General features: G+C 57.2%; 13 protein-coding genes. 2 read left to right on the forward strand and 11 right to left on the reverse strand.

Translation table 11 applies throughout. The features are described from left to right. Positions 1-34: 34 nt before the first annotated feature. Entirely contained in the window at positions 35-712 is a 678-nt protein-coding gene (gene ftsE / locus CMO10_RS04685; RefSeq protein ID WP_044829285.1) for a cell division ATP-binding protein FtsE, read from the reverse strand. A 350-nt stretch (positions 713-1,062) separates the two neighbouring features. Between ftsE and CMO10_RS04690 the strand changes: the two genes are divergently transcribed. After that, positions 1,063-1,887, forward strand: a complete 825-nt coding sequence (locus CMO10_RS04690; protein WP_297019133.1) for a DUF3426 domain-containing protein — start codon at positions 1,063-1,065, stop codon at positions 1,885-1,887. An 80-nt stretch (positions 1,888-1,967) separates the two neighbouring features. Here the strand turns inward: CMO10_RS04690 and CMO10_RS04695 are convergent, their stop codons facing one another. The 4 genes from CMO10_RS04695 to argH all read right to left on the reverse strand — a co-directional run bounded on the left by CMO10_RS04695 (position 1,968) and on the right by argH (position 7,426). Beyond that, positions 1,968-4,409, reverse strand: coding sequence for a DUF4175 domain-containing protein (locus CMO10_RS04695; RefSeq protein ID WP_297019135.1), 2,442 nt, complete (start codon positions 4,407-4,409; stop codon positions 1,968-1,970). A gap of 190 nt (positions 4,410-4,599) precedes the next feature. Further along, the gene (gene lysA, locus CMO10_RS04700; protein ID WP_297019136.1) at positions 4,600-5,871 is read right to left on the reverse strand and encodes a diaminopimelate decarboxylase; all 1,272 of its coding nucleotides are present in this window, start codon (positions 5,869-5,871) and stop codon (positions 4,600-4,602) included. Next, positions 5,868-6,014, reverse strand: a complete 147-nt coding sequence (gene lptM / locus CMO10_RS04705) for an LPS translocon maturation chaperone LptM (RefSeq protein ID WP_297019138.1) — start codon at positions 6,012-6,014, stop codon at positions 5,868-5,870. Before lptM ends, lysA begins: the two co-directional genes overlap by 4 nt. Then, a complete protein-coding gene (gene argH / locus CMO10_RS04710; RefSeq protein WP_297019140.1) occupies positions 6,011-7,426 on the reverse strand; it encodes an argininosuccinate lyase in 1,416 nt (471 codons plus the stop codon). Before argH ends, lptM begins: the two co-directional genes overlap by 4 nt. 31 nt (positions 7,427-7,457) lie before the next feature. Between argH and CMO10_RS04715 the strand changes: the two genes are divergently transcribed. Further along, entirely contained in the window at positions 7,458-8,018 is a 561-nt protein-coding gene (locus CMO10_RS04715; protein WP_297019142.1) for a TlpA disulfide reductase family protein, read from the forward strand. Here CMO10_RS04715 and rbsK read toward each other — a convergent pair. From rbsK to CMO10_RS04745, 6 genes are all read right to left on the reverse strand, one after another. Continuing rightward, on the reverse strand, positions 8,015-8,941 hold the full coding sequence (gene rbsK / locus CMO10_RS04720) for a ribokinase (protein ID WP_297019144.1): 927 nt from the start codon (positions 8,939-8,941) through the stop codon (positions 8,015-8,017). The two genes, CMO10_RS04715 and rbsK, sit on opposite strands and share 4 nt — an antisense overlap. 150 nt (positions 8,942-9,091) lie before the next feature. Next, the gene (xylB, locus tag CMO10_RS04725) at positions 9,092-10,558 is read right to left on the reverse strand and encodes a xylulokinase (RefSeq protein WP_297019145.1); all 1,467 of its coding nucleotides are present in this window, start codon (positions 10,556-10,558) and stop codon (positions 9,092-9,094) included. Between the two features lie 162 nt (positions 10,559-10,720). Beyond that, the gene (locus CMO10_RS04730; protein ID WP_044827645.1) at positions 10,721-11,608 is read right to left on the reverse strand and encodes a 3-hydroxybutyryl-CoA dehydrogenase; all 888 of its coding nucleotides are present in this window, start codon (positions 11,606-11,608) and stop codon (positions 10,721-10,723) included. 68 nt (positions 11,609-11,676) lie between these two features. Next, a complete protein-coding gene (locus CMO10_RS04735) occupies positions 11,677-12,612 on the reverse strand; it encodes an electron transfer flavoprotein subunit alpha/FixB family protein (protein ID WP_297019148.1) in 936 nt (311 codons plus the stop codon). A gap of 15 nt (positions 12,613-12,627) precedes the next feature. Continuing rightward, entirely contained in the window at positions 12,628-13,377 is a 750-nt protein-coding gene (locus CMO10_RS04740) for an electron transfer flavoprotein subunit beta/FixA family protein (RefSeq protein ID WP_008889166.1), read from the reverse strand. 253 nt (positions 13,378-13,630) lie between these two features. After that, positions 13,631-14,203, reverse strand: coding sequence for a cob(I)yrinic acid a,c-diamide adenosyltransferase (locus CMO10_RS04745; protein ID WP_297019152.1), 573 nt, complete (start codon positions 14,201-14,203; stop codon positions 13,631-13,633). Positions 14,204-14,223 lie beyond the last annotated feature (20 nt).

Genomic DNA, 14,223 nt, shown 5'->3' on the forward strand with positions numbered 1-14,223 from the left:
GGTTCAGGAAAGTTCGGTCGCGAATTGGTATGTCTTAGCCGCTATGGGTGACGTCGTGCAGGGTACCACCTTCGAGCAACCATTGGGTATGGCCAAAGCGGCGTACAAGGTTGCGGTTGTGGGTGGCGATCAGAACGGTGGTGCCGAGCTTGTTGAGCTCCTCAAACAGATAGAGCAAGCGCATGGCGATTCGGTCATCGACGTTGCCGGTTGGCTCATCGGCCAGAAGCAGGGCCGGGCGACCAATGACAGCGCGCGCGATGGCCACGCGCTGTTGCTGCCCGCCAGACAGGCGTGATGGCGGCGCGTTGACGTGATCGCCAAGACCGACCCATTCGAGAAGCTCGGTCACGTTTTTGCGAATCTGCAGGTCTTCAACGCCGGCTACGCGCAGTGGCAGGGCAACATTTTCAAAGGTTGTCAGATGGTTGATCAGGCGGAAATCCTGAAACACGACGCCGATCTTGCGGCGAATCGCCGGCAGTTCTTCGCGTGGGATGCGGATATTGTCGCGTCCGAAAATCGAAATTTCACCGCGTGTCTGGCGCAGTGCCAGATATAAAAGCCGCATCAGGGTCGATTTGCCCGCCCCGGAAGCCCCCGTCAGGAAATGAAAACTGCCGCGACTCAGAGAAAAATTGAGGTCGCGCAGGATTTCCGGTCCGGATTCATAGCGGACTCCGACATCCCTGAAACTGACAACGTCGGTCAAAATTCGTGCTCCATCTGGGCCGTGACGGTCGGTACATAGCAGTTTATAACGGTTTTCGTCATCATCGGACAGGGTTGGAAAGTACCGCTGCCATGACAATATCGAAAATGAAATAACCGGTTAGAGCGGTTTGTCATGTGTTTTCGGGGGTGACCCGCAGCCCGGTCAGGCGCAGGTTTAAGACCCAAATCCGGGCAGCTTCTGTTATCTGTGCTTAACAGTCTGTTAAATCGCGGCTATTTACATATAGTGTAAGTCTTCACTGACGGCACAGGGGGACCGTCAGTCGCGACCAGCTTCTTGCCTCCCCCCGTGTTTGATGCCGCCGTCATCGATATGCCAGGTTTGCAATGATCATTACTTGCCCAGAGTGTTCCAAGAAATACTCAGTTAAGACAGAAGCAATCGGCCCGAAAGGCCGAACCGTGCGCTGTAAAAGCTGCGGCAATAGCTGGCATCAGGACCCGCCCGGCGCAAAGAAGGCTGCCCCGGCACCAGCACCCGAAAGTGATATCCCGGCCCCGTTTAACGAGGAAGGATCGCTTGGTGCTGATTTCAATGCAGACCAGATGGGCGGAGGGCCGGTTGATCCGGGCTTTGAAGAAGCCGACAAGATCCCTGATCCGCCCCCGATTCCCCAGCAGCTGATTCGCAACAATCCGAAGCCGGAACCCAAAAAGAAAAAGGGTATCGTCGGCTGGATCATCTTCCTGCTGTTGCTTGGCGGGATTGGTGCGGGCGGATATTTCGCCAAGGATCAGATCATCGAGATGTGGCCGCCGATTGCCAAGGTCTATGACATGGTGGGCCTTGATGTGCCCCATGTTGGTGAAGGCCTTGATATCCGCGAATTGCCGCCGACCCGTGAAGAAGAAGACGGGGTTGATGTGCTGGTGGTCCGGGCCGAGATCGTCAATATCAGCGAGGAGCCGCGTGCGCTGCCTTACCTTCTGATCGAGCTGCTTGATCCGCTTGATCGTGTGGTTCAGCGCAAGAAGGTGCCGCTGATTTATGATGAATCGCTTGTTTCGACCGGTGCTGAAATGCCGATGGAGCAGCAGATGCTGCCGGTTGGCGAAAGCATGGAAGTCGAAACCAAGATCCGCCGTCCGAACCCGACGGCAACCCGCTTGCAGGTGACCTTCCTTGACCCGCGTGAGGCGATTGAGCCTTAAGCGATCAGCGAATAAACCGAGATACGAGAAAGGCAGCACAGTGCGTGCTGCCTTTTTTGTTTGGCGGGAAGGAAGGATGATCAGAACCGTTTGAGCAAGCGGTCGATATATTCCTGTTCGATCTGCGGGCGTTCGGGATCGCCGGACCGACGGCGGAGTTCCTGCAAGATGCGCCAGGCGCGCTCAAGCGTGTTTACATCCGGGATGATGGTGGTGCCGTTGCCGCCGACCGGACGGCCCAGCGGGTCCCGACGGCCTGATCCTTCGAGGTCTTCGAGCATTGGTGCCATTTGGCTTAAACCTTCCAGCGCACGGCTGATTTCACCAATGCCCTGTTGCAGGGCGTCCATGGCTTGGCGTTGGTATTGCAGGGCCTCGTGCGAGCGGTTGTGTTCCAGCGCATCGGCCGCCCCGCGCATGACATCAATTACCGAATTCATGCCGCTGACATCGCCGAATTGACCAAGGCCGGGGTTCTCGAGGATTTCACCGGCATCGTCGGCAAGGCTCTGTTGCTGGCTGGCGCGCGGGCCGTTGCCGTTTTGGGTCGAGGCATTATCGCCATCATTCATCAGGTCCTGCTGCCGGCGGGATAGATCGCGCATGCCATCAAGCATCTCGCGGAGCGTCGAGGTGATATCCATGCCGCCTTCGCCCGTGGTGACCTGCATGTTTTCGACCAGTTCACGCAGGCGGTCGATCAGCTGGCGGGCCTGATCCCGGGCACCGGCGCGCATCAGGGCATCGATCTGATCAATGATGCGTGACAGGTCCTGTTGTTCAAGGGTTGCGCTGCCCGCGGGTGGTTGTTCCTCGGTTGCGTCCGGGCTTTCGCGCATCAGGGCGGCGAGATATTCGTTCAGTGCCTGGCGGTATTCATCAATCAGTTGGGCGATTTCGCTTTCGGTGACATCGGGGTTGGCGAGTGCCTCAAGCAGGCGTTCCTCGGCCTCCATCAGGTTGCGTTCGGCAATGCCGTATGATCCACGCTCAATCTCCTCGGCGACATGCCACAGAAGCCCTGCGACATCCTGATGGGTGTCACGGTTATGCAGGTTGGCCGCCAACCGGTTTTCCGCGACAGACAGGGTCAGGAAGACACCGAGATGGCCGTTGAAGGCCTGCGGGGCGAACAGGACCGGCAGCAAGGCATTGTGCATTTCAAGTGCACGGTCAGGATAGCGCAGCAGACCACGACGGATATCGATCAGCTTTTGCGCCACCGGATGGCTGAATTCCCGTTCCGGCAGTATCAGGGAGCGGATATCGCTTTCGCCAACCTGATCGGCATTATCACGCGAGACCATTTGGATATTGACCGGCAAGCCCGCCCAGGGGTGGGCCACCAGATCGATGAAGCGCGGGCCATCGATACGGGTTGGCATGGCGCCGGCGTCAGCAGCACCACCAGTATCGCCCTTGAGGTCGATGACGACCTGATCAATCGGGCCGTATTGCTTGATCGTGCCGTCTTCGGCGGCCGGGGTGATGACCAGTTCAAGACTGGAAAGGCCGTAATCGTCGCTGGCCACGTAATCAAGGCGGACGTGATCGCGTCTGGTCACAGTGGGCGGGCTGACAAAGGACAGGCTGGGCGCATTGTCGGCCAGAAGTTCGATATTCAGTGTCAGGCGATCATTGCCCCAGACCGATATGCGCCACTGGCCAGGCTGATCGATGGCGGTGGAAAGCACATAGCTGTTTTCACCGCTTTCGCTGAAGGCCTGCTTGCCGCGCGGTGTGGTCAGGGTCGGTTCCCAGATGCTTGAGATGCTGCCATCCAGGGTCGATCCAGCGGGTACCTGCACCGACATGACGTCACTGGTGGCATCCGATGCAGCATCGGTGTTAGCGCCCGTGCGGTTGCCGGTGTCATCCGAAAGCGAGCTGAATTGCAGGATGCGCGGGATCTGGCCGGTATAGGCCGGTGGGGTGACCCAAAGGGTGGCGCTGAAGTCGGCAGCCCCAAGACGCTGAAGCGGGCTGAAGGCCTTTGAGAAGCGCTCTGCGACATGATCGCTGCCTGTCATCAGGCCGACAAACAGCAGCAGCACCGGAATGGCGGTCAGGCCAAAGCGATCAACGCGGGTAATGGCGGGCAGCGGGGGCGACAGTCTGAGCCTTTTCAGGGCGGCTTCATGCAGGCCAAGCTGGCGCTGCCAAAGAAGGCTGGTCAGCGGATCGTCGGTTTCGGGGATGTGATCTTCAAGACTTTGCAGCGGGTTGTTATCAAGATGGTTGTCGATCTCGATCCGGTGCAGGACATCGCGCCGGGTCGGCATTTTGAAATTGCGCCAGGGCGCAACCACCGAAACCATGACCGCCACCGACAGGATCGACAGCAACATGATATGCCCGGTCGCAGGCAGAAGTTCGAACGCGCCGGTCAATGTCAGGCCAACCACCAGAAGCCCGATCGACAGGGACGGGATCAGGCAGGGCCAGACAGATTCCCACACCATCACCATGCGCGTCTTGCGCACATGGCGTTCCATCTTTGGATAGGGTGGTATCAACGACATGGGTCTGGTGGTCCCTGCTTGCCGACAGTGCGCGCATTATCGCGTGTATTCTAGCACAACCCGCATCTTTAGAGTTTGGGGTTTTGCCGTGACGGGTCAAGCAGTTCGCAGGATGGACGCAAAATAAAAGGGCGGCTGGCTCATGGCCAACCGCCCGAAAATCAAATGCAGATCAGAAAGAATGTGTGCCTTAGGCGTTGCTGAGCCATGAGGGCACCTGATCCATATTGATCAGATCATCGATTTCCTGACGCGGACGGACGATGGCGAAGTTGTTGCCCTTAACCAGAACTTCCGGCGTCAGTGCGCGGGTGTTGTAGGTCGAAGACATCACCGCACCATAGGCACCGGCTGACATCACAGCGACGAGATCACCGGCCTTGAGATCATCAGGAAGATCACGATCCTTGCCGAAGGTGTCGCCGGTTTCACAAACCGGGCCGACCACATCGACCTTGACCTGTTTGTCGTCTTCACCCTGTTCATCGACCGGGATGATTTCGTGATAGGCGCTNTANAGNGTCGGGCGGATCAGGTCNTTCATCGCGGCATCNAGAATGACAAAGCGCTTGGCTTCGCCNTCNTTGATATACATGACGCGCGAAACCATGATCCCGGCATTNCCGGCAATCAGGCGGCCCGGCTCAAGNGTGATNTGGCANCCAAGATGNCCGACGGTTTCACGCACCATCTNACCATAGGCATCGGGAAGCGGCGGTGTTTCGCCCTGATAGGCGATGCCAAGACCACCACCGAGATCGAGATTGCGGATATCGATACCCTCGGAACGGAGCTGTTCCACCAGACCGGCCAGACGCGTAAACGCCTCGCGGAAGGGGGCAAGATCGGTCAGCTGGGAGCCGATATGCATGGCAATCCCGGTGACTTCAATGCCGTCCATGGCGGCAGCATCACGGTACACTTCAATCGCGCGGGTCCAGTCGATGCCGAATTTGTTTTCGGCCTTGCCGGTCGCGATCTTTTCATGGGTTTTGGCATCAACATGCGGATTGACGCGCAATGCAATGCGCGCCTTTTTGCCCATGTTGATGGCAACGTTATTCAGTTCGATCAGTTCGGGAATGCTTTCGACATTGATCTGGGCAATGCCGGCTTCAAGGGCTTCGCGCATTTCTGCATCGGCCTTGCCAACGCCCGAAAAGATGATCTTTGCCGGATCCATGCCCGCACGCAGGGCACGGCGCATTTCCCCAACCGAAACAACGTCTGCACCCGCACCAAGATTGGCGAGCGTTTTCAGAACCGCCTGGTTCGAGTTTGCCTTGACCGCAAAGCAGATGGTGGCGTCAAGGCCCTCGAATGCGGCGGCATAGACATTGTAGTGGCGTTCAAGGGTCGCGGTCGAATAGCAGAAGAACGGGGTGCCGACCTTGTCGGCCATTTCCCGGATCGCGACACCTTCGGCGTAAAGTTCGCCGTTGATATATTCAAAATGGTTCATTGGGTCGGGTAATCCCTTGGATATTCCTGTCCGGCATCGGTCGGCGGTTCGAGCGGGCCTTTTTTACCGCAAGCCGCAACCGACAGTCCCAGCATGATGGCCAGCGTGACCATGGTGCCGCGTTTCAAGAAGCTGTTGTTCATTTCAGAAACCTTTCCTGTGCGGCCGCAACGGATTCCTTCACCCGTACCGGGGCGGTGCCACCAAAGCTTTGGCGGGCGGCAACCGATGCCTCGACAGTGAGGACGTCATAAACCGCATTGGTGATCTTGGGTTCGATCCCCTGCAGGTCTTCAAGCGACAGCTGATCAAGATCGCAGCCCTTGGTTTCGGCAAGCTTGACGGTCGCACCGACAACGTGGTGGGCATCACGGAACGGCATGCCAAGTTCGGCAACCAGCCAGTCGGCAAGGTCAGTCGCGGTGGTGTAACCGGCACCGGCAGCCGCACGCATGTTGTCAGCAAAGACTTTCATGTCGGCGATCATGCCGGTCATGGCGGCAACACACAGACCAAGATGGTCATGGGCCTGGAAAACCGGTTCCTTGTCTTCCTGCATGTCCTTGGAATAGGCCAGCGGCAGGCCCTTCATCGACAACATCAGACCGTTATAGCAGCCAACAATACGCCCGATCTTGGAGCGGATCAGCTCAGCCGCATCCGGGTTGCGTTTCTGCGGCATGATTGACGAGCCGGTCGAGAATTTGTCGGACATTCCGATAAAGCGGAACTGGGCCGAGCACCAGATGACCATTTCTTCGGCCAGACGCGACAGATGCATTGCGGCAATCGATGCGGCATTAAGATATTCAAGTGCGAAGTCACGGTCCGATACGGCATCAAGCGAGTTCGCCGTCGGGCGATCAAAGCCAAGCGCACTTGCCGTCATGTGACGGTCAATCGGATAGGGCGTGCCAGCAAGGGCAGCAGAACCCAGCGGGTTTTCATTGATACGCGTACGGCAATCGGCAACACGCCCGCGATCACGGCCAAACATTTCGACATAGGCCAGAAGATGATGACCAAAGGTGACCGGCTGGGCCGCCTGCAGGTGGGTGAAGCCCGGCATGATGGTTGCAGCGTGGGTTTCAGCCTGTTCGATCAGGGCTTCCTGAAGGCCCTTGAGGCCGACTTCAAGATCGCCCAGTGCGACATCACGGACCCAGAGTTTGAAGTCGGTCGCGACCTGATCATTGCGCGAACGTGCGGTATGCAGACGACCGGCCGCCGGGCCGATCAGTTCGCGCAGGCGGCTTTCAACGTTCATGTGGATGTCTTCAAGGGCGGCGGAGAATTTGAACTCGCCGCTCTCGATTTCTTGAAGAATCTGGTCTAGACCGTTGGTTATCTTTTCGCCATCTTCTGCAGGAATGATGTTCTGCTTGACCAGCATGGCGCAGTGGGCCTTCGAGCCCTGAATATCCTGGGCGTAAAGGCGTTTGTCAAAGCCGATGGAAGCGTTGATTTCTTCCATGATGGCTGACGGGCCTGCTTCAAAGCGGCCGCCCCAAAGGGAGTTTGCGTTTTTCTGGTCAGTGGCATTTTGGTCGGTCATCGTGATCCGCAGTCTTGGAAAGGTGGGTGTTGTGAAAGCATTGCTTCGTTACGTAAAACTTGGCGTGATTGTCGCCATCTCGGGCATTTATGCAACCCCTGCCTTTGCTGATACGCAATTCCCGCAAGAACTTTCAAAGATGGTCATGCCATCGGACGGGGGTTCTTTGCCCGAAGATCTGGCGTTTGTCGATGAAAATGGCAATGAGGTCGCCTTTAACAGCCTGAAAGGACAGGTTGTTCTGGTTAATCTGTGGGCGACCTGGTGCGTGCCTTGCGTCAAGGAAATGCCCGATCTTGATCGTCTGGCTGATGAAATGGCCGACAAGCCGTTCCGGGTTCTGGCGCTTAGTCAGGACCGTGGCGGGGCGGATGCGGTCAAAGAATTCTTTGAAACCAATGGAATCGAGAACCTTGATGTGGTGCTTGACCCGCGCGGGGCAATCGCACGCCAGATGGGCGCGCGCGGTCTTCCGACCAGTTTCCTTTATGACGCCAAGGGTGATTTGCGCGGCAAGCTTGAAGGCATTGCGCGCTGGGATGCACCGGAAGTCATTTCCTATTTCAATCAGTTGATTGATGAGACGTCCTAAGCCGCGCGGCCTTCGAGCAGGTTCAGAACATCTTCAAGGAGCGGTGCGGCATCGGCTGCGCCATTGCTTGTGGTGGCAAGCGCACCGGTCGCGCAGGCAAAACGCACGGCATCACCAAGCGGCTGACCGCCATGCAGCGCCACAGCCAGCCCGGCATTAAAGCAATCCCCGGCCCCGACCGTATCAATCGTATTGACCTTAAAGCCCGGCACCATACCGGTTGCGCCGTTTGATGAATAGAACGCCCCGGCACCACCCATTTTAATGATGACGGTTTCCGGACCCATTTCATGGAGTTTGAGGCTGGCGGCGCGTGCGGTGGCCGCATCGACCGGATCGATGCCGGTTAGGGCCAGACATTCGCTTTGGTTCGGGGTGACGATATGGGTGAGGGCCAGCAGATCACGCATGACCACCAGATCAGCGACCGGGGCGGGATCAAGCATGACCTTTGCCTTGCCTTCGCGGGCATATTTGATGGCGCAATCAATGGCGACCACCGGACATTCCAGCTGCAGCAGCAGATATTCGCAATCGCGCAGGTAATCCTGTTTTTCATGCAAATCGGAGCGGGTCATGGTCATGTTGGCCCCGCCAACGACCGTGATCATGTTTTCGCCCGCTTCATCAATCGAAATCAGGGCAATGCCGGTCTGGGCTTCGTCGGCGACGATCAGATGGGTGGTATCAAGTCCCTCGGCGGCGAGTGTTTCAATCAGCTGATTGCCAAGCATGTCATCACCGATCTTGGAGATGAAGACCGGATCAACACCAAGCCTGGCAACCGCAAGCGCCTGATTGCAGCCCTTGCCACCCGGGCCGGTTTTATAGGCTTGGGAGGATACCGTTTGTCCCTGCACTGGAAGCTTTGCCACACGGGCGGCGAAATCAAAGTTCGAGCTTCCAACCACTACAATCGTCATATCTGTCCGTGCTTATAAATTAATGCCATCAGATTAATGTTGGCACCCGGGCGGGGGTTTAAAAGGCGTGTCTGGCAAAATTCGACCAGATCGAAGAATTTTATTTAAAAACGGGTGCTTAGCCTGTTCTTTGGATGGGGAATGCCTGCCCTAGTTCGGGGTGAATTCGTCGGACAATGCAGCGTAGATACGCTGGAACTTGGCAAAGCGCGGCTGGTAGGCGTCATGACGCGACATGTCAGGTTCAACGACTTCTTCGATCACGGGTTTGACGCAGACATCCGTGACCGGTTCGTTGGTCAGCGCCAGACGCGCAAGACGGGCCGCACCGAATGCCGGACCCTTGGTGGCACCTTCATAACGGGCAAGCGGTTTGCCAAGGATATCGGCGATCATTTGAATCCAGTAGCGACTGCGTGCGCCGCCGCCAATGACGCCGGGCAGATCACAATAGGTTCCAGCCGCATTCAGGCGCGATTTGGCGTCGCTGAGCGCAAAGCCGACACCCTCGAGCACGGCCTGCACCATCGCTTCGCGATCCGTGTCACTGCCCAGACCAAAGAAAACGCCACGGGCATAGGGATTGTTATGCGGGGTGCGTTCACCGTTCAGGTAGGGCAGGAACAGGATATCAGATGGTGCCTTGTGCTGTGCCTCGACCCGGTTGAGCAGGCTGGTGATGTCGGCTTCGCCCAGAAGGTCTGCGGCCCATTTCAGACAGCTTGCGCCATTGAGCAACACCGCCATCTGGAACCAGTGGTTCGGGATGGCGTGGGCAAAGCTGTGTAGCAATTCTTCGGGTTTCGGCCGGTATTTGTCGGAGGCGACGAAAATCTGTGATGAGGTACCAAGCGAGATGAAGCCATCGCCATGCGCCACTGCCCCGACACCGATGCCACCGGTGGCCGCATCACCGCCGCCACCGGCAATGATAACACCATCGGCCATGCCCCAACGGTCTGCCAGATTGGCGTGCAGGGTGCCGGTGATATCAGATCCCTCGACCAGGCCGGGGAGTTGATCAGGTGTGAGGCCGCAGGCAGCAATCGCACTTTCATTCCAGCTTCGGCTTTGTTCATCAAGCCAGAGGGTGCCAGCGGCATCGGACATTTCCGTGACCTTGTCGCCCGACAGGCAAAAGCGGATGTAGTCCTTGGGCAGGAGGATGGTTTTGATTTTGGCAAAAACATCGGGTTCGTGTTTTTGCAGCCAGATCAGTTTGGGGGCGGTCATGCCCGACATGGTGGCAACCCCGGCCCGTTCACCAAGATCGGGAAGGGCCGCATCAAGTTCGGCGCATTCGCGCATCGCACGGCCATCATTCCACAAGATGGCGGGACGCAGCGGTTTGTCATCGTCACCCAGCAAGGTCGCACCATGCATCTGGCCTGACAGGCCGATGGCACGGGTGGCCGCAATGGCAGACGGGTTCTGGCGGTGCAATTCATCAATCGCACGCGTGGTGGCATCCCACCAGTCTTCGGGGTTTTGTTCGCTCCAGAACGGTTGGGGGCTGGAAACGCGCAAGGGAACATCGGCCTCGGCCAGGGTTACCGAGTTATCGTCGATCAACAATGCCTTGACTGCCGACGTGCCGACATCAATTCCGAGATACATGTTCGGACGGCCTCCAGAAACCGTTTTGATTTGTCCCGACATCATGATTGTGCGGGTTAGAGCTAGGGCTATTCCAGATGCTTGGGCCTCGGATTGCAACAAAAAAAGCCGCTGCGGGGCAGCGGCTTTGATGTCTTGAAGCCAAAGTCGGCAGACGACCGCTTAGCGGGTCGGGGTCGGTTCGTCACCGCTATAGTCATAGAATCCACGGCCAGCCTTGCGGCCCAGCCATCCGGCTTCGACATATTTGACCAGAAGCGGGCACGGGCGATACTTGGTATCGGCCAGACCATCATGCAGAACGTGCATGATCGACAGGCAGGTATCGAGACCAATAAAGTCTGCCAGCTGCAGCGGACCCATCGGATGGTTCGCACCCAGACGCATCGCGGTATCGATGGACTCGACGTTCCCCACACCTTCGTAAAGGGTGTAGATCGCCTCGTTGATCATCGGAAGCAGGATGCGGTTGACGATAAAGGCCGGGAAGTCTTCGGCGCTTGCCGTGTCCTTGCCGAGCTTTTTGGTCAGCTCATGAATGGTGCGATAGGTGGTTTCGTCGGTCGCGATACCACGGATCAGTTCCACCAGCTTCATCAGCGGCACCGGGTTCATGAAGTGCATGCCCATGAACTTCGCCGGACGGTCGGTATAGGACGCCAGACGGGTGACCGAGATTGATGACGTGTTGGTCGCGATGATCGCTTCCGGGCCAAGCACCGGGCACAGAGCCTTGAAGATCTGTTTTTTGATCTCTTCGTTCTCGGTGGCTGCTTCGATCACCAGATCACAGTCGGACAGGAAGGAATATTCCGTTCCGGTTGAGATCAGCTTCAGCGCAGAATCTTTTTGCGCTGCAGTAATGATCTCTTTTTTGACCTGCCGGTCCATGTTCTTTTCCATCACGACGATGGCCTTGTCGAGGGCCTCTTGCGAGATGTCGAGAATTCGGACGTCGTAGCCGGCAAGGGCGATCACATGCGCAATGCCATTGCCCATCTGACCGGCGCCGATTACGCCAATGGTTTTGATATCTTCTAGCGAAGCCATTTGTTCCCCACTCGTCCCCAAGGGTCAAAACAAGAGTATGCGTTGCTTTGACCCTAAAGGGGATCAGATTATTTGTCGAGTTCGCTCGCCAGAGCGGGAAGGGCCTCGAACAGGTCACCGACAAGTCCGTAATCCGCTACCGAGAAGATCGGCGCTTCTTCGTCCTTGTTGATCGCGACAATGACCTTACTGTCCTTCATGCCGGCAAGGTGCTGAATAGCACCCGAAATGCCTACAGCAATGTATAGCTGCGGTGCAACAACTTTGCCGGTCTGACCGACCTGCCAGTCGTTCGGGGCGTAACCCGCATCAACCGCAGCGCGAGAAGCGCCGATGGCAGCGCCGAGTTTGTCGGCAATCGGCTCGATCAGGTGGAAGTTTTCACCCGAACCCATGCCGCGACCGCCAGAGATGACGATGCTTGCAGCGGTGAGTTCCGGACGTTCCGACTCGGTCAGTTCCTGACCAACGAAGGACGACTTGCCAGCATCAGCTGCGACAGAGATGTCTTCGATGGCAGCAGAACCGCCTTCGGCTGCGACCGGATCAAAGCCGGTGGTGCGGACAGTGATCAGTTTCAGGCTGTCGGACGACTGCACGGTTGCCATGGCGTTACCGGCATAGATCGGACGGACAAAGGTATCCGCATCAACCACGTCGGTGATGTCGGAAATCTGTGCGACGTCTTTCTTGGCTGCAACGCGCGGCATGAAGTTTTTGCCCGACGAAGACGCCGGAACGAGAATGTGGCTGTAGTCGCCAGCCAGTTCGATCACAAGACCTGCCAGGTTTTCGGCCAGGAAGTGACCGTAGGCAGCGTTGTCTGCGAGGAGAACCTTGGAGACACCTGCGACCTTGGCAGCAGCGTCAGCAACGGCCTTGCAGCCTTCGCCCGCGACCAGAACGGTGATGTCGCCACCGATTTTCTGAGCAGCAGCAACGGTGTTAAGCGTGCCACCCTTCAGTTCGGTATTGTCGTGTTCGGCAATAACAAGAATGCTCATTTGATTGATCCCCGCTTAGATTACTTTTGCTTCGTTGCGGAGCTTGTCGACAAGCTCTGCGACGTCGGCAACTTTGACACCTGCCTGACGGGCTTCCGGTTCGGAAACTTTCAGGGTTTTCAGGCGCGGCGCGGTATCAACACCAAGGTCGGCCGGGCTCAGGGTATCGAGCGGCTTTTTCTTGGCTTTCATGATGTTGGGCAGCGACGCGTAGCGCGGCTCATTGAGGCGCAGGTCGGTGGTAACGATTGCCGGAAGATCAATCTTGATGGTCTCAAGACCACCGTCGATTTCACGCGTGACATCAAGTTTGCCGTCAGCAACGACAACCTTGGACGCGAAGGTGCCCTGCGGCCAATCCAGCAATGCAGCCAGCATCTGGCCGGTCTGGTTGGCATCATCGTCAATTGCCTGTTTGCCGAGGATCACGAGATCCGGGCTTTCCTTGGCAACGACTTCTTTTAAGAGCTTTGCAACAGCGAGCGGCTGAAGTTCGTCTTCGGTTTCGACCAGAATGCCGCGATCGGCACCCATGGCAAGGGCGGTGCGCAGGGTCTCCTGGCACTGTTTAACGCCGAGCGATACAGCAACCACTTCGGTGGCAGTACCTGCTTCCTTGAGGCGGATGGCCTCTTCAACGGCGATTTCGTCAAACGGGTTCATGGACATCTTAACGTTGTTCAATTCAACGCCAGACTGGTCCTGTTTGACACGGATCTTGACGTTGTAATCCACAACGCGCTTAACGGCGACAAGAACCTTCATGACAGACCTGTTCGTTTTTGTTGTCGAAACTGCGGGCTTTGCTCCCTGCCAAGGCAGTTTGCTTTGGCCCGCATGGTAATGTTTTCCCCGCGACGCACAATAGGTAGTGCTACGCAGGTTGTCAATTTACGTAAAGGTGTTGACGTTAACGACAACTTCTTCACGAAAATCTTGATGCCCTTCGCCGTCTTGATACGGCAAAAATCCGCAAGGGAACAAGGATTTTGTCCAATAATCTTGATATCAGGCCAGATTATCGGGTCAGTCCGGGCTGCCAGAGAACATCATCCCTGCCGCCGTTATTGGCATGGCGGGCAAGAACAAACATGTGGTCTGACAGGCGATTGATATAACGAACGGCTTCCGGGTTGATCGTCTCGAGCCCGGCCAGCTCGACAATCAGGCGCTCGGCGCGGCGCGAAACCGTGCGCGCCACATGCAGCTGTGCCGAAAGGGCGCTGCCACCCGGAAGAACGAATGATTTCAGTGGATCAAGGTCGGCATTGATCTGATCGATCTCGGTCTCAAGCCGTTCGGTCTGGGTGGCGGTAATGCGAAGGGCGGGTTGTTCGGGGTTATCGTCCGTGCCGTCGCCCGGGGGGCAAAGATCAGCACCCAGATCAAAAAGATCGTTCTGGATTCGCGCGAGCATGGCATCGACTTCGCCATCCGCATGCAGGCGGGCGACACCGATCACGGCATTGGTTTCGTCAACGGTGCCATAGGCGTCCACGCGCACGGAATTTTTCGGAACGCGGGTGCCATTGCCAAGGGCGGTTTTGCCCTTGTCACCGGATTTAGTATAGATACGAGTCAGTTGAACCATGTGCCGTCCGTAATCCTGGA

Origin of the sequence: Thalassospira sp. (assembly GCF_002709775.1) — a bacterium.
GTDB lineage: Bacteria > Pseudomonadota > Alphaproteobacteria > Rhodospirillales > Thalassospiraceae > Thalassospira.

What these genes read in the sequence shown, in the direction of transcription:
- CMO10_RS04690 (WP_297019133.1), top strand. Translation starts at nt 1,063, where the DNA reads ATGATCATTACTTGCCCAGAGTGTTCCAAGAAATACTCAGTTAAGACA.
- CMO10_RS04695 (WP_297019135.1), bottom strand. Translation starts at nt 4,409, where the DNA reads ATGTCGTTGATACCACCCTATCCAAAGATGGAACGCCATGTGCGCAAG.
- lptM (WP_297019138.1), bottom strand. Translation starts at nt 6,014, where the DNA reads ATGAACAACAGCTTCTTGAAACGCGGCACCATGGTCACGCTGGCCATC.
- argH (WP_297019140.1), bottom strand. Translation starts at nt 7,426, where the DNA reads ATGACCGACCAAAATGCCACTGACCAGAAAAACGCAAACTCCCTTTGG.
- rbsK (WP_297019144.1), bottom strand. Translation starts at nt 8,941, where the DNA reads ATGACGATTGTAGTGGTTGGAAGCTCGAACTTTGATTTCGCCGCCCGT.
- xylB (WP_297019145.1), bottom strand. Translation starts at nt 10,558, where the DNA reads ATGTATCTCGGAATTGATGTCGGCACGTCGGCAGTCAAGGCATTGTTG.
- CMO10_RS04730 (WP_044827645.1), bottom strand. Translation starts at nt 11,608, where the DNA reads ATGGCTTCGCTAGAAGATATCAAAACCATTGGCGTAATCGGCGCCGGT.
- CMO10_RS04735 (WP_297019148.1), bottom strand. Translation starts at nt 12,612, where the DNA reads ATGAGCATTCTTGTTATTGCCGAACACGACAATACCGAACTGAAGGGT.
- CMO10_RS04740 (WP_008889166.1), bottom strand. Translation starts at nt 13,377, where the DNA reads ATGAAGGTTCTTGTCGCCGTTAAGCGCGTTGTGGATTACAACGTCAAG.
- CMO10_RS04745 (WP_297019152.1), bottom strand. Translation starts at nt 14,203, where the DNA reads ATGGTTCAACTGACTCGTATCTATACTAAATCCGGTGACAAGGGCAAA.